Below are 25769 nucleotides of genomic sequence, written 5' to 3' on the forward strand. Positions count from 1 at the left end.
TCGTGCCATCACCGCCGACGCCCCCGCTTTTCAGCGGGGGCGATTGGTTGGAGAACCCCGCTTTAGGTTGCCGAGTGCTATACGGCAGTCTAGTGTCTAGCTACTCGATATAAAAAAGCATGGTCGATTGCGACGGCCTCTTCGAGGAGGCACTACCTCATCGTGTGTGCCGCTGCACAAGGTTGCTACTAGCGCTTGGGCAAGGGCTGGGGTAGGGTAGGCGCATTTTTCTCATGGTCGCCAAGGCATGATTTGGGGCGACAACGTATTTAGCGCCGTGGCGATAGCGCCTCGGCATCAGGAAAGTGGAGCACTATGGGCAAGTCACTGGTCATCGTCGAATCGCCCGCGAAAGCGAAGACGATTAACAAGTATCTCGGCAACGATTTCATCGTGAAGTCGAGCGTGGGTCACATCCGTGACCTGCCGACCAGCGGCTCGGGTAAGGCAGCCTCCGACCCAAAGGAGCGCGCTCGCCAGGCCGCGGCAACGCGCAAGATGTCAGCGGAAGAGAAAGCCGAGTACAAGCAGCGCAAGGCCCACGACCAGTTGGTTCGCCGCATGGGTATCGACCCGGACAATGGCTGGGCGGCCAACTATGACATTCTGCCCGGCAAGGAAAAGGTCGTGGCCGAGCTGAAGAAGCTGGCCGAGAAAGCCGATGCCGTCTACCTCGCCACGGATTTGGACCGCGAGGGGGAGGCCATTGCCTGGCACCTGCGGGAAACCATCGGTGGTGACGACAGCCGCTACAAACGCGTGGTGTTCAACGAAATCACCAAGAATGCCATCCAGGATGCCTTCAAGACCCCCGGTGTGTTGAACATCCCCCGTGTGGAAGCTCAGCAGGCGCGCCGTTTCCTCGACCGCGTGGTGGGCTTCATGCTCTCGCCGCTGCTGTGGGCCAAGATTGCCCGCGGCCTGTCTGCCGGCCGTGTACAGTCGGTGGCCGTGCGTTTGATCGTCGAGCGTGAGCGGGAAATTCGTGCCTTCATCCCCGAAGAGTTCTGGGACGTGCATGCGGACCTGGTCTCGCCCGAGGGTGAGCTGGTGCGTTTTGCTTTGGCGCGGCAGGATGGCCAGGCCTTCCGCCCCACTTCGGAAAAAGAGACCCTGGAGCGAATTGCCAAGCTGCGCAAGGCCAAATTGTCGATCACGTCGCGCGAAGACAAACCGACACGCTCCAAGCCCACCGCTCCCTTCATTACCTCGACGCTGCAGCAGGCTGCCAGCGGGCGGCTAGGGTTCTCGGTCAAGAAGACCATGACCATGGCCCAGCGGCTGTATGAAGCTGGCTACATCACTTATATGCGTACCGACTCGACCAATTTGTCCAAGGATGCGGTCGAGAGCGTGCGTTCGTTTATTGGTGATGAGTATGGGGAGCGCTACCTGCCCGAAGCGCCCAACCGCTACAGCAGCAAAGAGAGTGCACAGGAAGCCCACGAAGCGATCCGCCCCTCCAGCGTGGAGCGCAAGTCCACGGATCTGGTGGGCATGGAGCGTGACGCCGAGCGCCTGTATGAGCTGATCTGGCGGCAGTTCGTGGCCTGCCAGATGACCCCGGCGGAATATCTTTCCAGCACCCTGAGTGTCGAGGTCGATGGCTACGAGCTGCGTGCCAAAGGGCGCGTGCTCAAGTTCGATGGTTACACCCGAGTCATGAAGCCGACCGGCAAGAACGAGGATCAGACCCTCCCCGACCTGCCCACCGGCACGCCCATGGGGCTTGAAGTGCTCGACCCTCAGCAGCACTTCACCAAGCCGCCTGCACGTTACACCGAAGCCAGCCTGGTCAAGGAGCTGGAGAAGCAGGGCATCGGGCGTCCATCTACCTACGCCTCGATCATTTCCACTATTCAGGATCGGGGCTATGTGAAGCTGGAAAGCCGCCGCTTCTATGCCGAAAAGCTGGGCGATATCGTCACCGAGCGCCTCAAGGAGTCGTTCCCGGACCTGATGGATTACTCCTTCACGGCGCGCATGGAAGACAGCCTGGACGAAGTCGCCGAGGGCGAGCGCAACTGGCGGGCGCTGCTGGATGCTTTCTACGACGAGTTTCGTCGTGAGCTGGCCAAGGCCGAGAGCGATGAAGGGATGCGCCCCAATCAGCCGGTGGCGACCAACATCGACTGCCCCAGCTGTGGCCGTCAGATGCAGATTCGAACCGCTTCCACCGGTGTGTTCCTGGGGTGCAGCGGCTACAACCTGCCGCCCAAGGAGCGTTGCAAGACCACCATCGACCTCATTCCCGGTGAAGAAGCCGTGGCTGAAGATGCCGGGGAAGAGGCAGAGACCGATGCGCTGCGCGCCAAGCGTCGCTGCCCGAAGTGTGGCACGGCCATGGACAACTATCTGATCGACGAAACCCGCAAGCTGCATATCTGTGGCAACAGCCCGGATTGCGATGGTTACGAAGTCGAGGGCGGCAAATTCAAGATCAAAGGCTACGATGGCCCGCTGATCGAATGCGACAAGTGTGGCTCGGACATGCAGCTCAAGACCGGACGCTTCGGTAAATATTTCGGCTGCACCAACAGCGAGTGCAAGAACACCCGCAAGCTGCTGCGCAGCGGCGAAGTGGCACCGCCCAAGATGGACCCGATTCCCATGCCGGAGCTGGCCTGTCAGAAGGTGGAAGACCACTACGTGCTGCGTGATGGTGCCAGCGGCCTGTTCCTGGCGGCCAGCAAGTTCCCCAAGAACCGTGAAACACGCCCGCCGCTGGTTCACGAGCTGAAGGCCCATGCCGACGAGCTGCCCGAGAAGTACCACTTCCTGCTCAAGGCACCCAGCGAAGACCCGGACGGCCGCCCGGCGCAGATTCGTTACTCACGCAAGAATAAAGAGCAGTACGTGATGACCGATGAAGAGGGCAAGGCCACGGGCTGGAAAGCCACCTACGAAGGCGGTAAATGGCACGTGGAGGACAAGCGCAAGTGAGTGCCCGTTCGCGTACTAACCAGCTCGTCTATCAAGCTGAGCTGATGATTGGGCTTCCGGTGGGCGATGACGAGCACGCTGCTGCCCGTCAGATGGCGCTGGAGGAGGGCGCACTGGCGCTGTTCGAGCTGGCGCTGGTGTCGTTGTTGAAAGAGGTCACCGAGCATGCGCGCTTGCCGGATCATGACTGGCGGCGGCTGCTGGCCAGCGATGGCCCAGAGTTGGCCGAGCTGCAGCGCCTGCGTGACGAGCTGCAGCGCCCGGATAGCTGGCTGGCGTGGCTCACAGCGCAACTGGAGAAGCTGCATGGCGACGAGGGCGCAGCCCGGCGTCAGGTGCATAACCCCGCCATGATCGCCGTAGGCGCTCAGGCGTCCCTGGGCGAGCAATTGCTGGAACATCTTCAGTCGGCGAAGCGTGAAATGGCGCTGCTCAGGGAGACTAGCCTGGAGTGGTAGGCTTGAAAAATGGCCGATCATGTCCATGCTATGGAGTGTGTCACTCAACAGGAGGCAAGGATGCGATACAGCCAAGTGAAGGATCTGATGCAGTGGGCTGCTGGCTATCATGAGCGTATGGCGCGTCAGTACAGCGCAGCAGCCGATGCGGCAGAGCACGAACGGCTGGCCATGGCGCTCAACTATCTCGCCAGCAGTGAATTGACCATGAAGTCCGGGCTGGAGGCGCTGTTTCACGATGGCTCGGATCAGCGCGAAGTGCTGGAGCTATGGTTCGACGAGTCCGGCGATTTTCCTCAGCCGCCGATGCTGGAAGCCTTGGCTGAGCGGGACGTGGCCGGTTCACTGGATGAGTTGACCGCCACGGCCGTGGAGTCGCACGAGCAGCTTCAGGCCCTTTATGAGCATCGCGCCTCGCGGGCCAGAGTGGCCCCTGAGGAAACGTTCTTTACGACCTTGGCCCAAGGGCATGCCGCCGAAGCGCGCAAGCTGGTGGCTAGCCTGCAAGAGCTGGAGGGCGTCTAGCGCCAGGTCTGCAAAGCTACGTTGAAGCACAGTGGGCGGTTGAGATGGCGGGTATTTTGGGCGTTTATTGTGGGGTCGATACGCTGACAAAAGCCGTATGAATAGGGTATAACAGCCTCCATCCATGCGTTATCGGTCGGCCTTGGCTTACCTGTTGTCGAGCCGACCCCATTTTCGAGAGCAACAATGATGCCTGTAAACCGTCGCCGATTTTTGGCGCTGGCACTGGGCTGGCCTGTAGTGGCCAGTGCAGCGGCTACCAGTGCCCTGCCTGATTACGAGCCTACCGATCTGGTCGCCACCTTGCTGGCCAGGGCAGATGTGCCACGCCACAGCAACGAGGTGTGGGTGCTGGTAGACGACAAGGAGGCGACGCTGAGCGTGTTTCGTGGTCATGCGCTGCTGGAGCGGTTCGCGCCGGTATCGCTAGGCCGTGGGGGCGCCAGAACGCATCGTATACGCGGCGGTAACGTGACGCCGCTGGGTGAGTTCAGAATTAATCGATTTAATTTCGAAAGCCAGTGGCATATCTTTATTGGTATCGATTATCCTACGCCACCTCACGCGCGCATGGCGCTCGAAAAAGGCATCTACTCCCAGGCGGACTACGAGGCCTATTTCGACCACTATCGGCGTTACGGCTCCCCACCGCAGGATACCGCGCTGGGGGGAGCCATTGGGATTCACGGCATTGGCCGAGGAGACCCCGATATCCATGGCAACTTCCACTGGACCCAAGGGTGTGTGGCAGTGACCAATGAGCAAATCGAGCGGGTTGCCGAGCTAGTAGGAGTTGGCACACGCGTGGTGATCCGCTAGGCTTACGTTGTTGAAGGAAGTTCCAGGTTTTTGGACACGCGACTATAGACAACCGCTGTGGTCTATTATAAAACAGCGTTTGACTTGCGTACCCCACGGGTAAGCCCTGGTACAAGTCGGTGAAAAGAACCTGCATCGCAGGTAGACAAATCTAAGCTAATAATTTAGCTTTATTTTTTGTCATACCCTTAAACGTAGTACCCAAGGAAGACTCAAGGAGAACATCATGACTCTTAAGACTGCTCTGAAAATGACCGCCGCTGCCGCTTCTCTGGCAATCCTGGCTGGCTGTGCTTCTACCAGCGCTCTGGAAGAAGTTCGCATGACTGCTGAATCTGCACAAGCTGACGCTGCAGAAGCTCGCAGCATGGCTTCACAGTCTCTGAACACTGCAAACCAGGCTCAGCGCGACGCGCAAGCTGCCCTGCAGATGTCTGAGCAGAACCGTGAAGAAATGAACCGCATGTTCCAGCGTTCCATGCAGAAGTAATTCTGCTTGGGTCGTCAGGTTCGTCAAGAACCCGACGGCTGCTGTTAGATGTGAAAAAACCCCGCCAACTGGCGGGGTTTTTTTTGACGTTTTTTCAGATTTAGCCTTCATTCCTGTCGCCAATCGTCGAGCGAGCTTGGCGGAGGATGACAGGGCCGCCAGAGGCGGCCCTGGAAGGCGTTAAGCGTCGCCTTCGATACGAACCACGGTAGATAGCTCGATGTCGCCTAGAATGCCTTCCAGCTGCGGCTGCTGCGCTTCAGGCTGGGGCTGTTCTTCAGCGGCGGCTTGCGGGCCGTGAAGCGCGACAAAGCGGCCGTCAGGCTCGGCGATGGCGCGCTGGATCTGGGCTTCGTCGATATCCACCTGGTCTTCCACCAGGGCGTTCAGGCGCTCCATGGCGTCGCGCAGGGGCTCAGAGCCTTCGACGTTCTCTTCCAGCTGCGGGTAAGACTGCACGAACAGCGTGCCGTCAGCCGCCCAGCCTGCCTTGAAGGGAGCATCCATCAAGTTGACCTGGGTGCCGCTGGGCAGGCGCTCGTAGAGCGACTCGATATCTTCAGGGTACATGCGGATACAGCCGCGGCTGGCGCGCATGCCGACGCCGTCAGGACGGTTGGTGCCGTGAATCAGGTAGCTCGGCATGGCCAGCAGGATGGCGTGGCGGCCCAGCGGGTTGTCAGGGCCTGGCGGTACGATGGCCGGGGCAGGCTCGCCGCGCTCGGCGGCTTCACGACGCATGGAGGCGGGCGGTGCCCAGGCGGGGTCCTTGACCTTGATGGTGGTGCGGGTAATGCCGACCGGGGTGGCGAAACCGTCACGACCGACGCTGACCGGGTAGGTCTCGACGATGCCGGGGTTGTTGGCCGGGTAGTAGTACAGGCGCAGTTCCGACAGATTCACCACCACCCCTTCACGCGGTGCGGGGGGCAGGATGTACTGGGCCGGAATGACGATTTCCGTGCCTTCGCCAGGTACCCACATGCTGACGCCAGGGTTCGCCATGCGGATCTCTTCGTAGCCGATGTTGTGGCGACGGGCGATGTCGATCAGGGTGTCCTCGGGGTTGTCCACCGTTACCGTGTAGTACTCACCGATGATGTCACCCTGCTCGGGCAGGCGAAAATGCCCGCGTGGCAGGTCGTGGCGCGCCTCGGCGACCTGTTCGGCACCGGCAGTGGCTTCACTGCTGACCGCAGCCTGCTCTGAGGCGGGCTGGGCATAAACGGGTCCGGTCAAGCTGGCGGCCAGCAGGACCGCCAGACTGGTGGGGCCCCAACGGTTGATGATCTTGCGAGTCTTCATGGTCGTTCCTAATCAAGTATGCACTGCAGAGACGCCTGGCGGTGGTTGGCCATGCGTTGGCAGGGTTGTCTGCTTAATGACAAGTTTGCCCCAAGGTTCACGCCTTCGCTACTTTTTGATTAAGGGTGTTTAACAGTGTTTCAACCTTCTCAAAGCGTTGCTCGGCGGTTTCCATCGCAAATTCAAATCTTAACGTGTCGGAACCGTCCAGTCGGTAGTGCTGCGGGGCGGTCTGGATCAGCGTCACCAGGGTCAATGGGTCGACCTGGGTAGAGCCGTCGAACAGCACTCGGCCTCGGGATTCACCGGCCTCGATGCGGGCAATGCCGAGCTGCTCGGCGCGCTGGCGCAGCCGCGTCTGGCGGATCAGGTTCTTCAACGGCTGAGGCAGCAGGCCGAAACGGTCGATCAGCTCTACCTGCAGCTCTTTGAGCTCGCCATCCGACTGGGCGTTGGCAATGCGCTTGTACATCACCAGGCGCTGCTGCACGTCGTGCAGATAGTCGTCGGGGATCAGTGCGGGCAGGTTCAGGCTGATTTCCACGCCGGTGTTGAAGGGGGCGTCGATGTTGGGCGTCTTGCCTGCCCGAATGGCCTTCACGGCGCGGTCGAGCATTTCCATGTAAAGCGAGTAGCCAATGGTTTCCATCTGGCCGCTCTGTTCGTCGCCCAGCAGTTCCCCGGCACCGCGAATTTCCATGTCGTGGCTGGCCAGGGTGAAGCCCGCGCCCAGGTCGTCGGAGGCGCTGATGGCTTCCAGGCGTTTGACGGCATCCAGGGTCATTGCCTTCGGCGAAGGCGTGAGCAGATAAGCGTAGGCCTGGTGGTGGCTACGGCCCACGCGCCCACGCAGCTGGTGCAGCTGGGCCAGGCCGAACTTGTCGGCCCGCTCGATCAGAATGGTGTTGGCGCTTGGCACGTCGATGCCGGTTTCGATGATGGTCGAACACACCAGCACGTTGAAGCGCCGATGATAAAAGTCGGACATCACGCGTTCCAGGCTACGCTCCGGTAGCTGGCCGTGGGCCACCGCCACTCGGGCTTCCGGCACCAGCGCGCGAATCTGTTCGGCGGCGTTTTCGATGGTCTTGACTTCGTTGTGCAGGAAGTAGACCTGGCCGCCGCGCAGAATTTCACGCAGCAGGGCCTCCTTGATCACGCTGTCGTCGCGCTGCTGGACGAAGGTTTTGACCGACAGGCGCCGGGCGGGTGGCGTCGCGATGATGGAGAGGTCGCGAATGCCGCTCATCGCCATGTTCAGCGTTCTCGGGATGGGCGTGGCGGTCAGCGTGAGAATGTCGATCTCGGCCCGCAGGGTCTTGAGCTTCTCCTTCTGGGCGACGCCAAAACGGTGCTCTTCATCGATGATCAGTAACCCCATCTTGGGCAGCTCGACGCTCTTGGACAGCAGCTTGTGGGTGCCGATGACGATATCGGTCTGCCCGCTCTTGATGCTTGCCAGGGTCTGGGTCATCTCTTTGCCGCCGGTAAAGCGCGAGATCAGGCTGATGTTCACCGCCGTGTCGGCAAAGCGGTCACGGAAGTTTTCGAAATGCTGGCGTGCCAGCAGGGTAGTGGGCACCAGGACCACCACCTGCCTGCCCGACTGCACGGCCAGGAACGCTGCGCGCATGGCGACTTCGGTCTTGCCGAAGCCCACGTCGCCGCAGACTACACGGTCCATGGGCTGGGGCGATACCATGTCGCTGATCACGGCTTCGATGACGGCCTGTTGGTCGGGAGTCTCCTCGAAGGGGAAGCTGGCCGCGAAGCGCACGTACTCTTCGCCGGGGGCTTCGTAGACCACCCCTTGCTGGGCCTCGCGCCGGGCGTAGATGTCGAGCAGTTCGGCGGCGGTGTCGCGAATCTTCTCGGCGGCCTTGCGGCGGGCCTTCTCCCACTGGTCGGAGCCCAGCTTGTGCAGCGGTGCCAGCTCGTCGTCGGCACCGCTGTAGCGAGAAATCAGGTGCAGGCTGTCCACCGGAACGTACAGCTTGGCCCCGTCGGCATAGGAGAGCGCCAGGAATTCGTTGGCCTGGCCCCCGGCTTCCAGGGTTTCCAGGCCCAGATAGCGGCCCACCCCGTGGGCCTGGTGGACCACCGGCGCCCCCTCGCGGAGTTCCGACAAGTGGCGAACTGCCAGTTCGTTGTCATCGGTGGCTTTCTCGCGGCGACGGCTTTGTCGTACCACGTCGCCGAACAGCTCGGTTTCGCTGATCACCGCCAGGTCGGGCGTTTCCAGCCACAGGCCGCTGGCCACCAGACTTGCGGTGATCGCCAGGGGCTGATTGCCTTGCAGGAAGGCGTGGAAGCTCTCTACGTGGGGTAGCGAGAGTTTGAGCGGTGCCAGGACTTCTTCGAGTGCTTCTCGGCGACCACGAGATTCCGCCACGAACAACAGGCGTGTCGCGGGCTGCGCCGCCATGAAATTTGCCAGCTCGGCCAGCGGCTGCTTGGCCCGCGCATTGATGGCCAGCGAGGGCAGGGCGCGGGCTTGGGGTGCCAGCGCATGGCGCTGCTGCTCGTCCTCGGTGAATTCCACTCGGGGCCGTGCCTTGATGGCCGCAAACACGTCGCTGACCGGAAAGAACGCACGATGGGGCGGCAGCAGGGGACGTGTCGGGTCGACGCCCAGATTGACGTAGCGCGCTTCGATGGCCTGCCAGTGCTGTTCGGCGGCAGCGAAGACGCCCGGCAGCAGGGCGATCCGGGTGTCATCTGTCACGTGGTCGAACAGCGACGCGGTTTCGTCGAAGAACAGCGGCAGGTACTGCTCCAGTCCCGGTGAAGGAATGGCCTTCAGAGCGTCGTTGTAGAGCGGGCACTGGCGCGGGTCGACGTCGAACAGGGTCTCGAACTGCTCGCGGAAGCAGGCAATGGCGCTGCGGCTCAGCGAGTACTCGTGGGCGGGCAGCAGTTCGATGCCGTCGATTTTGTCGGTAGAGCGCTGGCTGCCTGGGTCGAAGTGGCGCAGGGTGTCGATCTCGTCATCGAACAGGTCGATACGAATCGGCTCGTCCATGCCCATGGCGAACAGGTCGATGATGGCTCCGCGCATGGCGTATTCGCCCGGCTCGTAGACCGTTTCCACCGCGCGATAGCCCGCCCGTGAAAGCGATTCGCGGAAGGTTTCCCGGTCGAGCCTGGCGCCGGACTGCAGGGTCATGACGCGGCCTGCAATGTAAGACACCGGTGGCAAGCGCTGCATCAGCGTATTGATGGGCACCAGCACGATGCCGCGCGCGCCGTCCTGCAGCTGCCTCAGCGTGCGCAGGCGGGCGGAGATAATATCCTGGTGCGGTGAAAAACTGTCGTAAGGCAATGTTTCCCAGTCGGGGAACGGCAGCACCGGCACGCTGCTGTAAAAGGCCAGATCCTGCTCCAGGCGCTGGGCGCTGGCGGTATTGGGTGTAATGACCAGCAGTGGTGCGCTGGCCGCCACCTGGGCCAGTGCCAGCGCAGTGGCGCTGCCCGGCGGCGCTTTCAGGTAGAGCGTATCGCGTATCCCTTGCGGCTGAGGCGGTTCGAGCAGAGAAAAAGAGGTCATGGAGTCGGCTTCGTTTTGCGCTGGAACGGAACCAGAATCATACACGAACGACACTTTTACGCAGCGCCTTTCGGCCCGTGGGTCGGGCGGGGTCGTCATCGCGCGTTGCATCATTGGTGTTTGTAGTCAATGCCCTATTTCTGTAATACCCCTACATCCTGTGCGACTATCCATTCATTGCGGCCACGCCGCTGGCTCCGGATAATGCCCCCTGAAAATCCCCTTCACTACCTATGAGGCCGCCCGTGAGTCAGCAAACTCTCGACAACGTTTTTCAGGATTGGCAGAACAACGAAGCTCTGGCCGAGCAAATGATCCCGCTGGTCGGGAAGCTGTATCGCCAGAACAATGTTGTCGCCACCATGTTCGGACGTTCTCTGATCAAGCGGTCGGTTATTCGGATTCTTAAAGACCATCGTTTCGTGCGCAAGATCGAGGGCACCGAGCTGTCCGTGGAAGACACCTTCCCGATCGTTCAGGCCATGAGTGAGATGAATCTGGGTCCGGCCCACGTCGATGTGGGCAAGCTGGCGGTGATGTTCAAGCGCCAGGGCGGTGGTGACCTGAACGCTTTCCTGCGCGGCGAGCTGAACGATATCATCGATGGCTACCAGCCCGGTGCCAGCACCGGTGAGCCCCAGGACGTGGTGCTTTACGGGTTTGGCCGTATCGGTCGCCTGCTGGCCCGTGTCATGGTCGAAAAAGCCGGTGGCGGCAACCTGTTGCGTTTGCGCGCCATCGTGGTGCGTGGCCGTGGCGACGTGGGCAAGGACCTCGAGAAGCGCGCCAGCCTGCTGCGTCGTGATTCTGTCCATGGGCCCTTCGATGGCACCATCACGGTAGACGCCGAAGCGCGTACGCTGACCATCAACGGTAACGTGGTTCAGGTGATCTACGCTGATTCGCCCAGCGAGATCGACTATACCGCTTACGATATCCATAACGCCGTGGTGGTGGACAACACCGGTATCTGGCGTGACGAAGCAGGCCTGGGCCAGCACCTGGAGTGCAAGGGCGCGGCCAAGGCGCTGCTCACGGCGCCGGGCAAAGGCGATATCAAGAACGTCGTGTTTGGCATCAACCACGAAGCCATCGGCGAAAGCGACCGCATCGTGTCGGCGGCGTCGTGCACTACCAACGCCATCGTGCCGGTGTTGAAAGTGCTCAACGATGAGTTCGGTGTGGTGACCGGCCATGTAGAAACCGTGCATGCCTACACCAATGACCAGAACCTGATCGACAACTACCACAAGGGCGATCGTCGCGGACGCAGCGCTGCCCTGAACATGGTATTGACCGAAACCGGTGCGGCCAAGGCCGTCGCCAAGGCGCTGCCCGAGCTGGAAGGCAAGCTGACCGGCAACGCCATTCGCGTGCCCACGCCCAACGTCTCCATGGCGATTCTGAACCTGACCCTGGAGAAGGGCACCGATGCAGTGGCGCTCAACGACTACCTGCGTCGCATGTCTATCGACTCGGCCTACCAGAAACAGATCGACTTCGTCGATTCTGCGGAGGTGGTCTCGTCGGATTTCGTCGGCAACCGTCATGCCGGTATCGTGGACGCCAAGGCGACCATCGCCAACGGCAACCATGCCGTGGTCTATGTCTGGTACGACAACGAATTCGGCTACAGCTGCCAGGTCATCCGCATTCTTCAGCACATGTCCAACGTGCAGTTCCTGAAACTGCCGCGTCAGGCCAGCTGAGCGGTCGGGGAGGGTGTTCGACTAATACAGCATTAGATGAAACACCATGCCTTTCAAGCGCCACCTTCGGGTGGCGTTTTGTATATAGCACTTTCGGAGGCGGTCAGGGATGTGGTCATTGGCCGCGCTTATCTTTATAATACGATGGATTTTTTCGGGGTGGTCCAAGCTTGCTTGGGCCGGACTGGTAACAATCTGAACAGAAAACAAGAATTCGCTGAGCAGAAATTAAGCATTCGAACCCCTTACCTTCGTATATCCGATCCATCAACTGGGCGAGACTATGATCGAAGTCAAAAAAGGCCTGGATCTCCCCATCACGGGAGCGCCCGAGCAGCGTATTGAAGATGCGCAGCCTGTGCGTCACGTGGCAATCCTGGGCACTGACTATGTTGGTATGAAACCAACAATGGAAGTTCAGGAAGGGGACAAGGTCAAACTAGGCCAACTGCTCTTCACCGACAAGAAAGTCGACGGCGTGCGCTTCACCGCACCCGCCGCTGGTGAAGTGGTAGCTATCAACCGTGGCGAAAAACGTCGTTTGCTGTCTGTGGTCATTAAAGTCGACGAAAATGAAGAAGCGATGACATTCGCTTCCCATGATCGTGGCACTTTAGGACAGTTGGATCGTCAGACCGTTGTCGACCAACTGGTCGAGTCGGGTCTCTGGACTGCCTTGCGCACCCGTCCCTTCTCGCGTACGCCTGCCATCGATAGCGTTCCTGCCGATATCTTTGTCACCGCTGTAGATACTCATCCGCTAAGCGCTGACCCTGCCTTTATCATCAATGAAAATGCCCAAGCATTTGAAGACGGCCTCAAGGTGCTAACCCACCTGACCGAGGGCAACGTTTTTCTGTGCACGGGTGCCAACGCATCACTGCCCGGCAGCGATGTCAGCGGCGTCAAGACCGAAACCTTTGCCGGGCCGCACCCTGCAGGTCTGGTCGGCACACACATTCACTACCTCTCGCCCGTGGCGCTGCATAAGAAAGTGTGGCACATCGGTTATCAGGACGTGATTGCCTTCGGCAAACTGTTCGTGGAAGGCAAGCTGGACGTCTCCCGCATCGTCGCGGTAGGCGGCCCACGCGCCGAGAAACCTCGTCTGCTGCGCACCCGCGTGGGCGCCAGTACCCAGGAACTCCTGGCAGGCGAAGTGATCCAACCCGAGGATACTCGTGTCATCTCCGGTTCGGTATTTTCAGGCTTTGCCGCCGAGGGCAATATCACCTATCTGGGTCGCTTCCATAATCAGGTCAGCTTGCTGGAAGAGGGTAACAAGCGCACCTTCATGGGATGGCTCTCGCTGGGTGCGAACCGTCACTCCATCATGGGCATCTACCTGTCCAAGTTCAAAGGCCTGAGCAACTACGCGCCAACCACTTCCACCAATGGCTCCGAGCGCGCCATGGTGCCGGTGGGCAACTACGAGCGCGTCATGCCGTTGGATGTCATGCCGACGCAGCTGCTGCGTTCGCTGATTGTGGGCGACATTGAGGTTGCCATGCAGCTCGGGTGTCTGGAGCTGGACGAAGAGGATCTGGCGCTGTGTACCTACGTTTGCCCCGGCAAATACGAGTACGGCCCCATCCTGCGTGACAATCTCACCATGATCGAGAAAGAGGCCTGATGATGGGTATTCGACAAACACTCGATAATCTCGAGCCGCATTTCCACAAGGGTGGCAAGTACGAGAAGTTCTATCCGCTGTACGAAGCGGTAGACACCATCTTCTACTCACCCCCGAGTGTCGCCAAGACCACTGCCCACGTTCGTGACGGCGTCGATCTGAAACGCATCATGATCACCGTGTGGATGTGTACTTTCCCGGCCATGTTCTTCGGTATGTGGAGCGCTGGCTGGCAAGCCAACACTGCCATCGAAGCAGGCTATGCTTCCATGGGCGGTTGGCGCGAAGCGATCATGATGACCCTGGCGGGTGGCCATGATCCGGCTAGCCTGTGGGCCAACTTCGTCCTCGGTGCCACCTACTTTCTGCCCATCTATCTGGTGACCTTCGCGGTCGGCGGTTTCTGGGAAGTCCTGTTCGCGGTCAAGCGTGGCCACGAAGTCAACGAAGGTTTCTTCGTCACTTCCGTGCTGTTCGCACTGATCCTCCCGGCGACCATCCCGCTCTGGCAGGTGGCCCTGGGTATCACCTTCGGTGTGGTGATCGGCAAGGAAATCTTCGGCGGTACCGGCAAGAACTTCCTGAACCCCGCGTTGACCGGCCGTGCCTTCCTCTACTTTGCTTACCCGGCGCAGATTTCCGGCGACGCAGTATGGGTGGCCGCCGATGGCTACACGGGTGCGACAGCGCTCTCCATGGCGTTTCAAGACGGTATGTCTGCGCTGACCAACACCTATAGCTGGTGGGATGCGTTCCTGGGCTTCATGCCAGGTTCCGTGGGTGAAGTCTCGACCCTGGCTATCCTGATCGGTGCCGCCGTACTGCTTTGGACCAAGATCGCCAGCTGGCGCATCATGCTGGGCGTGTTCCTGGGCATGGTGATCACCAGCACGCTGTTCAATCTGATCGGTTCCGACACCAACGCCATGTTCGCGATGCCCTGGTACTGGCATCTGGTGGTGGGTGGTTTCGCCTTCGGTATGGTGTTCATGGCAACCGACCCCGTGTCGGCCGCGATGACCAACCAGGGCCGCCTGCTGTTCGGTGCGCTGATCGGTGTCATGACCGTGCTGATCCGCGTGGTGAACCCGGCCTTCCCGGAAGGCATCATGCTGGCTATCCTGTTTGCCAACCTGTTCGCACCGCTGATTGACCACATGTTCGTCCAGGCCAATGTCAAGCGCCGTCTCAAGCGGACTGGCACACCGGCCGAGGAGACTGCCTAATGGCACAAGGTAACAACTCCATCAAGAAAGTACTGATCGTAGCGTTTTCGCTGTGCATCGTGTGCTCGGTCATCGTTTCGACAGCGGCCGTGGCACTGCGCCCTGCGCAGCAGCTCAATCAGGAACTCGACCGTAAGACCAATATCCTGCGCGTTGCCAATCTCTATGAGAGCGGCATGGACGTAGAAGCCGCTTTCCGTGAGGTAACCCCACGCGTGGTCAACCTCGAAACGGGCGAGTACTCGGACCAGCACGATCCCGAGACCTTCGACGGCTTCGAAGCTCGTCGTGATCCGGCGGCCTCGCGCACCCTGTCAGGTGAGCGTGACCCGGCGGGTCTGTCCAGCGTCGAAAACTACGCCACCGTCTACCTGGTGGGCGACCCGGACAGCCCCGAGCAGATCATTCTGCCCATCCGTGGCCAGGGCCTGTGGGGCCTGATGCGCGGCTTCCTGTCGGTCGAAGGTGACGGTAATACCATCGTCGGTATCACCTACTTCGAGCACAGCGAAACGCCAGGTCTGGGTGCCGAGGTCAACAACCCCCGTTGGCAGGCTCAGTGGGAAGGCAAGCAGATCTTCGACGAAGAGGGTGATCTGGTGCCGGCTATCCGTGTCGTGAAGGGTAGCGGTAGCGGTGACCATGAAGTCGACGGCCTGTCGGGTGCCACCCTGACCGCTAACGGTGTTAACAACATGCTGCAGTTCTGGCTGAGCCCGGAAGGCTTCGGTGAATACCTGGCCAAGTTCCGCAGCGGCGTTGACCAGGAAGACGTTCAGGACGCTGACGTCGAACTCGAAGCGGAAGGAGCTTGATCATGGCGGACGTAAATGCAAAAAGCGTCTTGACGGCGCCGATCTTCAAGAATAACCCGATTGCCCTGCAGATCCTCGGTATCTGTTCTGCGCTGGCGGTAACCACCAGCATGAGCGTATCGCTGGTCATGGCCCTGGCGGTAATCTTCGTAACGGCTTTCTCGAACCTGTTCGTATCGTTGATTCGGAATCACATTCCTTCCTCGATCCGTATCATCGTTCAGATGACGATCATCGCCTCGCTGGTTATCGTGGTCGATCAGATTCTGAAAGCCTACGCCTACGAAATGTCCAAGCAGCTGTCGGTCTTCGTCGGTCTGATCATCACCAACTGTATCGTCATGGGTCGTGCAGAAGGTTTTGCCATGACCAACTCTCCCGGCATGTCCTTCCTGGACGGTATTGGTAACGGCCTGGGCTACGGTTTCGTTCTGATGGTCGTTGGCTTCTTCCGTGAACTGCTGGGTGCGGGCAGCATCTTCGGCTTCACCGTACTGCCCACCGTGCAAAACGGCGGCTGGTACGTGCCGAACGGTCTGCTGCTGCTGCCGCCGTCTGCCTTCTTCATCATCGGTCTGTTGATCTGGGCAATTCGTGCCTACAACCCCGAGCAGGTAGAAGACAACGAGTTCAAGATGAAGCACAACACCAAGCCGAAGGAGGCTGTGTAACATGGAACACTATCTAAGCCTTTTCGTTGCTTCGGTTTTCGTCGAGAACCTGGCGCTGGCTTTCTTCCTCGGGATGTGTACCTTCCTGGCGGTTTCCAAGAAGGTCTCGGCGGCATTTGGTCTGGGCATCGCGGTCATCGTGGTACTGACCATTGCCGTACCGGTGAACAACCTGGTATTCAACCTGCTGCTGGCAGAGGGTGCACTGACCTGGACGGGTATCAGCGGTGCAGAGAATATCGACCTCTCGTTCCTTGGCCTGCTGAGCTACATCGGCGTTATTGCTGCTCTGGTGCAGATCCTGGAGATGTTCCTGGATAAATACGTACCTGCGCTGTACAACGCGCTGGGCGTATTCCTGCCGCTGATCACCGTAAACTGCGCCATTCTTGGTGGCGTACTGTTCATGGTGGAGCGTAACTACAACTTCGGCGAATCCGTCATGTACGGCTTCGGTTCGGGAGTAGGCTGGGCGCTGGCCATTACCGCGCTGGCCGGTATCCGCGAGAAGCTGAAGTATAGCGACGTGCCTGGCGGCCTGCAGGGTCTGGGCATCACGTTCATCACCGTTGGCTTGATGTCACTGGGCTTCATGTCCTTCTCGGGCATCCAGCTGTAATCGGAGCCGGTTTTCTCGGCAGCCCCTGGGCTGCCGAGGTACAGAAAACCTTCAGCAATAGGAAACCGACATGGTTGATACATCTGTCATCTTGCTCGGTGTTGTCATGTTCACGATCATCGTCATCAGCTTGACGGCGATCATTCTGGCAGCGCGAAGCAAGCTAGTGAGTAGCGGGGACGTGACGATCGAAGTCAACGGCGACCCCGAGCACACTCTGAAAACTCAGGCTGGCGGCAAGCTGCTGAACACCCTGGCGGCCAACGGCATCTTCCTGTCGTCTGCCTGTGGTGGCGGCGGTTCTTGCGCCCAGTGCAAATGCCGAGTGGAAGAGGGCGGCGGCTCGATCCTGCCCACCGAAGAATCTCACTTCACCATGCGTGAGAAGAAAGAAGGCTGGCGCCTCTCTTGTCAGGTTCCTGTGAAGCAGGACATGAAAATAGAAGTGCCGGAAGAAGTCTTCGGCGTTAAGAAGTGGGAAACCGAAGTCACCGCCAACCCGAACGTGGCGACCTTCATCAAAGAGCTGAACTTGAAGCTGCCTGAAGGTGAAGAAGTGGCCTTCCGCGCCGGTGGTTATGTACAGCTGGTAGCGCCGCCTTACGACATCAAGTTCTCTGACTTCGATATCGAAGAAGAGTACCGTGGCGACTGGGAAAAGTTTGGTCTATTCGACATTTCCCACAAGAACAACGAGGAAGTCATCCGCGCCTACTCCATGGCGAACTACCCGGAAGAGAAAGGCCTCCTCAAGTTCAACATTCGTATCGCCACGCCGCCTCCGGGCAGCAGCCATCCGCCGGGCCTGATGTCCACCTACGCCTTCAACCTGAAGCCGGGTGACAAGGTAACGGTGATGGGGCCGTTTGGTGAGTTCTTCGCCAAAGACACCGACGCTGAAATGGTCTTCATCGGTGGTGGTGCCGGTATGGCCCCGATGCGTAGCCATATCTTTGACCAGCTCAAGCGTCTGAAGTCGACTCGTAAAATTTCGTTCTGGTACGGTGCGCGCTCCTGGCGCGAGACCTTCTACAACGAAGAGTACGACCAGCTGGCGGAAGAGTTCCCGAACTTTGAGTGGCACTTGGCACTCTCCGATCCGCAACCGGAAGACAACTGGGAAGGCCCGACGGGCTTCATCCACAACGTGCTGTACGAAAACTATCTGAAGGACCACCCGGCGCCTGAAGATTGCGAGTACTACATGTGTGGGCCACCCATGATGAACGCTTCCGTCATCAAGCTGCTGCTTGATATGGGAGTCGAGCCGGAAAACATCCTGCTGGATGACTTCGGCGGCTAAGGTAGCGCAGACGCGCTCCACAACGGGGCTGACCTTCGGGTCAGCCCCGTTGGCGTTTATACCTGATCATTTTGTGTTGGCTGAGGTACAATAGGGCCAACTTTCAAGGCACTTATTGGCCCAACCGTGGTCGGCAGGTGTGACCATTCAACGATGCTAGCAACACAGCTGGGAGAACATCATGGCAATCTGGCTACTGGTATTTGGCTTCATGGCGCTGGTAATGACCGCAATGGCGGTGGGCGTATTGATGGGACGCAAGCCCATTGCAGGCTCCTGTGGCGGGCTCAACCAGCTCGGTTTGAAAGATGGCTGCGATATCTGTGGCGGCAAGGACGAAGTATGCGAAGAAGAGAACCGCAAGCGTAACAGTGCGCGCCGCCGCAGCGACGAGAGCCGCGGTGCCGACCTGGGCTACGATGCCACGCGTCGCTAAGCTCCCGTTTATTTTCAAGGAGAACGAAACCCTATGGCGGTTCACAATTATGATGTCGTGGTAATCGGTACTGGCCCGGCTGGCGAGAGCGCTGCCATCAATGCAGCCAAACATGGCATGCGCGTGGCCATCATCGAAAAGCAGGCGCAGGTAGGGGGCAACTGTACCCACTGGGGCACGATTCCTTCCAAGGCGTTGCGCCATCAGGTCAAGCAGATCATGGCCTTCAACACCAACCGCATGTTCCGCGACATCGGTGAACCCCGCTGGTTCTCGTTTCCCAAAGTGATGGAGCGCTCTCGCGGCACCATCGACAAACAGGTCGAAATGCGCACCACCTTCTATGCGCGTAACCGCATCGACCTGTTCCATGGCGTTGCCCGCTTCAAGGACGAACACACCGTGGTGGTGCGTGACCGTCAGGAAGGCATGGAAGAGCTGGTGGCCAAGAAGATCGTCATTGCCACGGGCTCCCGGCCTTACCGCCCGGCAGACATCAATTTCCGCCACCCGCGCATCTACTGCTCGGACACCATTCTCAGCCTGTCGCATACGCCGCGCACCCTGGTGATTTTTGGTGCCGGGGTCATCGGCTGTGAATACGCCTCGATCTTTTCCGGCCTGGGCGTCAAGGTGGACTTGATCAACAACCGCGATAGCCTGTTGTCGTTCCTGGACGACGAGATCAGCGATGCGCTGTCGTATCATCTGCGCAAACACGGCGTGCTGATTCGTCATAACGAAGAGTACGAGAGTGTCGAGGGTGATGAAGCAGGCGTAGTGGTACGCCTGAAATCCGGTAAGAAAATCCGTGCTGATGCCTTCCTGTGGGCCAACGGCCGCACCGGCAACACCGACAGCCTGGGGCTGGAAAACATCGGCCTGGAGGCCAACGGTCGCGGCCAGCTGAGCGTGGATGAACACTACCGCACGGGAATTCCGCATATCTATGCCGCTGGCGACGTGATTGGTTGGCCAAGCCTGGCCAGTGCCGCCTACGATCAGGGGCTCAACTTGTGCAACGAGCTGCTGGAGAAGGAGTACCGTTTCGTCAGCGACGTGCCGACCGGTATCTATACCATTCCTGAAATCAGCTCCTTTGGCCCCAATGAGCGCGAGCTGACCGAAGCGAAAGTGCCTTACGAAGTCGGCAAGGCGTTTTTCAAGGATACCGCCCGTGCCCAGATCACCGGCGATACGGTCGGTATGCTGAAGATCCTGTTCCATCAGGACACCCTGGAGATTCTCGGTATCCACTGCTTTGGCGACCAGGCGTCGGAGATCCTGCACATCGGCATGGCCATCATGCAGCAGGAGGGCAAGGCCAACACGCTCAAGTACTTCGTCAACACCACCTTCAATTACCCCACCATGGCAGAAGCCTATCGAGTGGCGGCGCAAAATGGTCTGAACCGGGTGTTCTAAGCGGTCGGGGCGGGCCTTCCTGGACAGGGAGGCTCCGCCCAGATCAGCTTCGGTGGGAGGCCGCTTTAGCGGGCGAATGGCGCCGTCAGGCGCCCTGGCCAAGCCACTGTCGTGAGCTGAAGCTCCCTCCCATGAGTGCATTTCAGCACCGTCGCGAGTTGAAGCTTCCTCTCACGGCTCTTCAGGGCGACGCTATAGCGTTTCCAAAAGCTGTCTAGCCCGAGGCTGCCATTCGCCTTCAAGGGAAGCGGCTTGGGTAAGCGATGCTCTGGCGTCTGCAAGGCGCGCTTGCTGGAATTGTAAAATGGCCAGGTTGAGCCACGCAGCACCCATCTCCGGGTCGAGACTCGTGGCCGTCTCGAAGGCGGTCAGGGCGGCTTCGGGCTGGCCATCGGCATACAGGGCATTGCCCAGCGCAAACTGCCCAGTAGGATTTTGCGGGAAGCGTTCACTGAATGCCTGCCAACTGCTCAGCGTTTTCTCTGATCCGTGCTGCTCTTCAAAGGCACTAATGGCCTCTAACGCATTGCGTGCCGTGACACCTTCGGGCAGCGTGCCCGGCTGGCTGACCACGAAGCCCCAGCGCTGGCTGCGTGCCCAGGTGGCATCGAAGCGGCTGAACGACAGGCGATGGCGCTCGATCTCGCCGCTACGCAGCAGCAGCGTTTCATCGGGCAGGTCGTAGCCAATGGCCACCGCGTAGTGCCACATGGGGAAGGCGGGCAGCGCCAGGTTCTGCATGACCACCACCGGGTCACCCGCCGCCAGGTGGCTCAGCAGGGCATCCATGGTGGCGCGAATGGGGATCGCCAGCCGTTCCTGGCGACGCACCGTGGCCAGCATTTCCGGTTGCACGCTGCCATCCCGCCCCGGAATGAACACCTGGGGGATCAGCTCATCGACGCTGGTGTCTACCCCTTCATGGGTCAGTACCATGGCCAGAGTGGCGGGGCCACACTGGTACTCGGTCTGGGCGAAGAACGGCACGTCTTGCAGCTCGGTTTGCGGCGGCAGGTCACGCTGGGTGCTTTCCAGCAGCACGGGGGCGCGGGCACAGCCACCGAGCAGCAGTACCAACGCTAAAACGCCCGCAGTGCGGGCGTTGAACAAGCGGTGGAACACGCCGAGGCGCTTAGCGGGTAAACGGATAGACATCGGTCAACCCGAGAATGTCGGTGATCAGCAGAATGATGAAGACCGCAAACAGGGCTCCGATCACACCCGCGCGTACTTAAGCAGTTCTTCCAGCTGTTGGGCCATCTGTTGCGCTTCTGCATCACTCAGCGCCGCCACACGGGCTTCCACATCGGCGGGGTTCACACCCTGCTTTAGCAGTTGATCCTGCACATCGGCACGGGCGAGGATTTCATTGATACGCTCGCGGTCCGCACCGGCACGGTCGCCTGCTAAAACAGACTGCGTCGATACCAGATCCATGCCCTGAGGAGCGGTGGGTGCCGCCACGACGGGCAGGCTGGCCAGCACTAACGCAGCAATCAAAAGGGTCGAGAGGTAAGCACGCACTGTTTTCATCGTCTTCTTCCTTAGACTGGTCGGGGAGCAAGCATTTTTAGCGCTTGAATCAATAGTATAGAAACAAACGTCAAGAGATTTAAGACAAAATGGAAAAGTGCTAATTATTTGCACTAATTCGGTAGGTCCAGGGGGTTTCCGAGAGAATGCCCCGGGCGCCTGCCATGCTCATGGCCAGGTCGTGAAGCCCGGCCCAAAGCGGCACCGGCGATGCTCCTTTCACGGCCAGATCGAGCCGCTGGGCCATCAGCAACAGCTTGTGCAGCCGCTTCATGGGCAGCCGCTGGATGGCTTTCTGGTACGCCGGGCGGCGCTTGTCGAAAATCATCGGCTTCTGGCTTTTGCAGGCGTGCTCGAAGCTTTGCCCCTGGTCCAGATGCTGATGCAGCGAGAGCAGGGTGCGCAGCTCGCGGGTCAGTGCCCACAGCACGATAGGTGCTTCGACACCTTCGCTTTTCAGGCCGTTGACGATGCGCGAGGCACGGCTGGGCTCCCCCTTCAGGCAGGCATCCGCCAGGTTGAAGACATCGAAACGCGAGCTGTCTTCCACGCCTTGGGCGATGCTCTCGACCCCCAGGCGGGCCTGGGGCGGGTGCATCAGCGCCAGTTTCTGCAGCTCCTGGTCGGCGGCCAGCAGGTTGCCTTCGGTGCGTTCGCCCAGCAGCCTGGCGGCGTCCAGGTCGAGCTGCAGGCCATGCAGGGCCGCCCGGTCACGCAGCCAGTAGCCCAGCCGCGAGGCATCGACCGGCCAGACCGGCACGAACAGACCGTGCTTGTCCAGCGCCTTGAACCAGGCCGACTTCTGCTGCTTGGCATCGACCTTGCCCATGCTGATCAGCAGCAGGTCATCGCTGCCGTCCATCAGTTCGGCGTACTGGGCCAGCGCCTTGCTGCCATCCTGCCCCAGCTTGTGGTTGCCCAGGCGCAGCTCCAGCAACTTGTTGGATGCGAACAGCGACAGGTTGCTGGCCGTTTCCAGCAGCCGCCCCCAGGCAAAGTTGGGCTCCACATCGAGCACTTCGCGCTCTTCGATACCGGCCTGGCGCGCCGCTGCACGTACCGCATCGCAGGCGTCGCGGTGCTGCAACGGCTCGTCTCCCGCCACGATCACCGCCTTGGGCAGCTTCTTGGCCAGGGCCGCAGGCAGCTGGTCGGCAAATACCTTCACCGCAGTGCCTCGAGGTTGGCCAGCCGCTCGACGATGCGCTGGGCCAGCTGGCGAGTCAGGGTCTGCTCGGCTTCCTGGAACAGCGTCTCGCGGTTCAGCAGGTCGTCATCGCTGACGCGAATCCGCGTGCTGGTACTCAACGTGGCGTTGTTCAGGGCGTAGGCATTGGTTGCCCGCTGCTGAACCGAGAGCGATGTACTCAGCGTCAGCTCATGCTCACGGCTGGCACGACCATCGGTCCCGATGCGGCGCTCCTGAAGCGAAGGAGTGCCCAGGGTGACGCGCCAGGGCGCGCCGTTTTCCACCTCGGTGCCCAGCTGCTGCAGGCGGGTGCGCAGCTGTTGGGCTAGGGTGCTGTTGGCATCCCCCTCCAGGGCCAGCGGCGGCAGGTTGGGCATGGAGTCGGTGCCGCGCAGGCGGAACCCGCAGCCGCCCAGCAGCGCCACCGCACAGGCGGCGCTGCCAAGGGTCAGGAAATGACGTCGATTCATCCGCTCACCACGATGTTGACCAGCTTGCCCGGCACCACGATCACTTTACGGACCGTCTTGCCTTCCAGATGGCGCTGGACGTTGTCGCTCTCCATCGCCAGTTTCTCGATGGCGGCTTTGTCGGCGCTGGCCGGTGCTTCCAGGCGAGCGCGCAGTTTACCGTTCACCTGCACCACCAGCTCGATGCTGTCGCGGGTGAGGGCGGCTTCATCCACCGCTGGCCACGGCGCTTCGATGGCAGGCTGGGTGTGGCCCAGCTGCTGCCACAACGTGTGGCACAGGTGCGGGGTGATCGGGGCCAGCAGCAGTACGCAGGCTTCCAGCGCTTCACGGCTCACCGCCAGGCCCAGCTCAGAGCTGTCGTCGAACTTGGCAACCGCGTTGGAAAGCTCCATCACGGCGGCAATGGCAGTGTTGAAGGTGGTGCGGCGGCCAATGTCGTCGCTGGCTTTCTTGATGGTCTCGTGGGTCTTGCGACGCAGCGCTTTCTGGTCGTCGTTCAGCGCATCCACGTTCAAGGTGCCGGGGGTGCCCGCCGCCAGATGCTCGGTAACCTGACGCCAGATGCGCTTCAAGAAGCGGTGCGCGCCTTCCACGCCAGAATCCGACCACTCCAGCGACTGCTCGGGCGGTGCCGCAAACATCATGAACAGGCGCACGGTGTCGGCCCCGAACTTGTCGATCATCGACTGAGGATCGACGCCGTTGTTCTTCGATTTGGACATCTTCTCGATGCCGCCCATTTCAACGGGCTGGCCGTCGCTCATCAGTACGGCGCTCAGCGGGCGGCCTTTCTCGTCGCGCTTCACTTCCACATCGGCGGGGTTGAACCACTCCTTGCCGCCGTTATCCTTGATGCGGTAGAAGGTTTCGGCGATCACCATGCCTTGGGTGAGCAGCTGCTGGAACGGCTCGTCGGAATCGACCATGCCGAAATCGCGCAGCAGCTTGTGGAAGAAGCGGGCGTATAGCAGGTGCAGAATGGCGTGTTCGATACCGCCAATGTAGAGATCCACCGGCAGCCAGTAGTTGGCGCGCTCATCCAGCATCGCTTCGTGGTTATCCGCACAGCAGAAGCGGGCGAAGTACCAGGAGGACTCCATGAAGGTATCGAAGGTGTCGGTTTCACGCACCCAGCCATCGCTCAGTTCAGAGAACTCGGGCATCTTCTTCAGCGGCGAGCCGGAGGCATCCACGGTGACTTCCATGGGCAGCGCCACGGGCAGCTCGTCATCGGAGAGCGGCACGGTTTGGCCTTCCGGGCCGTACTTCACCGGAATCGGCGCGCCCCAGTAACGCTGGCGGGCAATACCCCAGTCACGCAGGCGGTAGTTGGTTTTCACCTCGCCACGGCCCAGCTCGGCCAGTTTGGCGGCAATGGCATCGAACGCGGCTTGGAATTCCAGACCATCGAACTCGCCGGAATTGATCAGCGTGCCGCGCTCGGTGTAAGCGCCTTCAGAGATATCCGGTGTATTGCCGTGCTCGTCGGCGACCACCGGCTTCAGCTCGATGCCGTACTTGGTGGCAAACTCCCAGTCGCGCTGGTCGTGGGCGGGAACGGCCATCACCGCGCCGGTGCCGAACTCCATCAGTACGAAGTTAGCCACGAATACCGGCACTTCTTCACCGCTTAACGGGTGAATGGCTTTATGGCCCGTGGCCATGCCCAGCTTCTCTTTGGTGGCCATTTCCGCCTCGGAAGTGCCGCCCTTGGCGCACTCTTCACAGAACGCAGCCATCTCGCTGCTCTGCTCGGCGACCTGCTTGGCCAGCGGATGGCCAGCGGCCACGGCCACGTAGGTCACGCCCATCAGCGTGTCCGGGCGGGTGGTGTACACCGCCAGCGGCTCGCAGGCGCTGCCATCGGCAGCTTTGATCTCGAAGCTCAGCTCGACGCCACGGGATTTGCCGATCCAGTTGCGCTGCATGGTCTTGACTTGCTCGGGCCACTCGACGTTGTCCAGGTCCGCCAGCAGCTCATCGGCGTAGTCGGTGATCTTCAGGAACCACAGCGGGATCTCCTTGCGCTCTACCGGCGCACCGGAACGCCAGCCGCAGCCGTCGATGACCTGCTCGTTGGCCAGCACGGTCTGATCGACTGGGTCCCAGTTCACTGTGGACATCTTCTTGTAGACCAGCCCTTTCTCCACCAGCTTGGTGAAGAACCACTGCTCCCAGCGGTAGTAGCTGGTATCGCAGGTGGCGAATTCACGGCTCCAGTCGTAGGCAAACCCCAGTGCCTTCAACTGGTTGCGCATGTAATCGATGTTCTGGTAGGTCCACTTGGCGGGCGGCACCTGATTCTGGATGGCGGCATTTTCCGCCGGCATGCCGAAGGCATCCCACCCCATGGGCTGCATGACATTTTTGCCCTGCATGCGCTGGAAACGTGAGACAACGTCGCCGATAGTGTAATTACGCACGTGGCCCATGTGCAGCTTGCCGCTGGGGTAGGGGAACATGGATAGGCAGTAGAACTTCTCGCGGTTGGCGTCTTCTACGGCTTTGAAGCACTGGTGCTTTTCCCAGTACTGCTGAGCATCACGTTCGATATCACGGGGGCTGTAGTGTGCGTCCATCGGTGTTTTCAATGCCTTGGGGTCATTCGCCCGAAAAAGGGCGCAAAGTGAATAGTGGATGACGACTGTCA

General features: G+C 60.3%; 20 protein-coding genes and 1 pseudogene. 14 read left to right on the top strand and 7 right to left on the bottom strand.

The window, feature by feature from the left end:
* Positions 1-315 precede the first annotated feature (315 nt).
* From topA to RVM27_RS16460, 5 genes are all read left to right on the top strand, one after another.
* Positions 316-2943 carry a type I DNA topoisomerase gene (gene topA / locus RVM27_RS16440; RefSeq protein ID WP_287805195.1) on the top strand — a complete coding sequence of 876 codons (2628 nt, stop codon included), beginning with the start codon at positions 316-318 and terminating at the stop codon, positions 2941-2943.
* On the top strand, positions 2940-3401 hold the full coding sequence (locus tag RVM27_RS16445; protein WP_287805197.1) for a DUF6586 family protein: 462 nt from the start codon (positions 2940-2942) through the stop codon (positions 3399-3401). The genes topA and RVM27_RS16445 overlap by 4 nt, the downstream gene beginning before the upstream one ends.
* 60 nt (positions 3402-3461) lie before the next feature.
* Positions 3462-3926, top strand: coding sequence for a 2-hydroxyacyl-CoA dehydratase (locus tag RVM27_RS16450; protein WP_287805199.1), 465 nt, complete (start codon positions 3462-3464; stop codon positions 3924-3926).
* 186 nt (positions 3927-4112) lie between these two features.
* Positions 4113-4745, top strand: a complete 633-nt coding sequence (locus RVM27_RS16455; protein WP_287805201.1) for a L,D-transpeptidase family protein — start codon at positions 4113-4115, stop codon at positions 4743-4745.
* 226 nt (positions 4746-4971) lie between these two features.
* Positions 4972-5235: an Lpp/OprI family alanine-zipper lipoprotein gene (locus tag RVM27_RS16460; protein ID WP_287805203.1), complete on the top strand. Its 264-nt coding sequence runs from the start codon at positions 4972-4974 to the stop codon at positions 5233-5235.
* 180 nt (positions 5236-5415) lie between these two features.
* On the opposite strand, the gene RVM27_RS16465 is transcribed toward RVM27_RS16460, so the two are convergent.
* Both RVM27_RS16465 and mfd read right to left on the bottom strand, forming a co-directional pair.
* On the bottom strand, positions 5416-6540 hold the full coding sequence (locus RVM27_RS16465) for a L,D-transpeptidase family protein (protein ID WP_498941543.1): 1125 nt from the start codon (positions 6538-6540) through the stop codon (positions 5416-5418).
* 97 nt (positions 6541-6637) lie between these two features.
* The gene (gene mfd / locus RVM27_RS16470; RefSeq protein WP_498957028.1) at positions 6638-10087 is read right to left on the bottom strand and encodes a transcription-repair coupling factor; all 3450 of its coding nucleotides are present in this window, start codon (positions 10085-10087) and stop codon (positions 6638-6640) included.
* A 245-nt stretch (positions 10088-10332) separates the two neighbouring features.
* Between mfd and RVM27_RS16475 the strand changes: the two genes are divergently transcribed.
* The 9 genes from RVM27_RS16475 (at position 10333) to sthA (ending at position 19924) form a co-directional block, all read left to right on the top strand.
* Complete coding sequence (locus RVM27_RS16475) at positions 10333-11796, top strand: glyceraldehyde-3-phosphate dehydrogenase (RefSeq protein ID WP_287805209.1); 1464 nt, start codon at positions 10333-10335, stop codon at positions 11794-11796.
* Between the two features lie 283 nt (positions 11797-12079).
* Complete coding sequence (locus tag RVM27_RS16480) at positions 12080-13429, top strand: NADH:ubiquinone reductase (Na(+)-transporting) subunit A (protein WP_498941541.1); 1350 nt, start codon at positions 12080-12082, stop codon at positions 13427-13429.
* A complete protein-coding gene (locus RVM27_RS16485) occupies positions 13429-14655 on the top strand; it encodes a Na+-translocating NADH-quinone reductase subunit B (RefSeq protein ID WP_498941540.1) in 1227 nt (408 codons plus the stop codon). The genes RVM27_RS16480 and RVM27_RS16485 overlap by 1 nt, the downstream gene beginning before the upstream one ends.
* A complete protein-coding gene (locus RVM27_RS16490; RefSeq protein WP_287806622.1) occupies positions 14655-15470 on the top strand; it encodes a Na(+)-translocating NADH-quinone reductase subunit C in 816 nt (271 codons plus the stop codon). The genes RVM27_RS16485 and RVM27_RS16490 overlap by 1 nt, the downstream gene beginning before the upstream one ends.
* A gap of 2 nt (positions 15471-15472) precedes the next feature.
* Entirely contained in the window at positions 15473-16141 is a 669-nt protein-coding gene (locus tag RVM27_RS16495; protein WP_081138947.1) for an NADH:ubiquinone reductase (Na(+)-transporting) subunit D, read from the top strand.
* A 1-nt stretch (position 16142) separates the two neighbouring features.
* Positions 16143-16760 (top strand): NADH:ubiquinone reductase (Na(+)-transporting) subunit E, encoded by a 618-nt coding sequence (nqrE, locus tag RVM27_RS16500; protein ID WP_039179812.1) that lies wholly within the window; start codon positions 16143-16145, stop codon positions 16758-16760.
* A 70-nt stretch (positions 16761-16830) separates the two neighbouring features.
* The gene (nqrF, locus tag RVM27_RS16505) at positions 16831-18063 is read left to right on the top strand and encodes an NADH:ubiquinone reductase (Na(+)-transporting) subunit F (RefSeq protein WP_498957029.1); all 1233 of its coding nucleotides are present in this window, start codon (positions 16831-16833) and stop codon (positions 18061-18063) included.
* 181 nt (positions 18064-18244) lie between these two features.
* Complete coding sequence (nqrM, locus tag RVM27_RS16510; protein ID WP_039179819.1) at positions 18245-18499, top strand: (Na+)-NQR maturation NqrM; 255 nt, start codon at positions 18245-18247, stop codon at positions 18497-18499.
* Between the two features lie 33 nt (positions 18500-18532).
* The gene (sthA, locus tag RVM27_RS16515) at positions 18533-19924 is read left to right on the top strand and encodes a Si-specific NAD(P)(+) transhydrogenase (RefSeq protein ID WP_498957030.1); all 1392 of its coding nucleotides are present in this window, start codon (positions 18533-18535) and stop codon (positions 19922-19924) included.
* 192 nt (positions 19925-20116) lie between these two features.
* Here the strand turns inward: sthA and RVM27_RS16520 are convergent, their stop codons facing one another.
* The 5 genes and pseudogenes from RVM27_RS16520 to leuS form a co-directional block, all read right to left on the bottom strand.
* Positions 20117-21079: a PA2778 family cysteine peptidase gene (locus RVM27_RS16520; protein ID WP_287806610.1), complete on the bottom strand. Its 963-nt coding sequence runs from the start codon at positions 21077-21079 to the stop codon at positions 20117-20119.
* Positions 21057-21457: pseudogene (locus RVM27_RS16525) on the bottom strand (PA2779 family protein). Before RVM27_RS16525 ends, RVM27_RS16520 begins: the two are co-directional and overlap by 23 nt.
* Before the next feature lie 100 nt (positions 21458-21557).
* Positions 21558-22625 (bottom strand): DNA polymerase III subunit delta, encoded by a 1068-nt coding sequence (gene holA, locus RVM27_RS16530; protein ID WP_498957031.1) that lies wholly within the window; start codon positions 22623-22625, stop codon positions 21558-21560.
* Entirely contained in the window at positions 22622-23116 is a 495-nt protein-coding gene (locus RVM27_RS16535; protein WP_498957032.1) for an LPS-assembly lipoprotein LptE, read from the bottom strand. Before RVM27_RS16535 ends, holA begins: the two co-directional genes overlap by 4 nt.
* A complete protein-coding gene (gene leuS, locus RVM27_RS16540) occupies positions 23113-25698 on the bottom strand; it encodes a leucine--tRNA ligase (RefSeq protein WP_498957033.1) in 2586 nt (861 codons plus the stop codon). Before leuS ends, RVM27_RS16535 begins: the two co-directional genes overlap by 4 nt.
* Between the last annotated feature and the right edge of the window lie 71 nt (positions 25699-25769).

The organism is Halomonas sp. KM007 (genome assembly GCF_050709225.1).
GTDB lineage: Bacteria > Pseudomonadota > Gammaproteobacteria > Pseudomonadales > Halomonadaceae > Vreelandella > Vreelandella hamiltonii.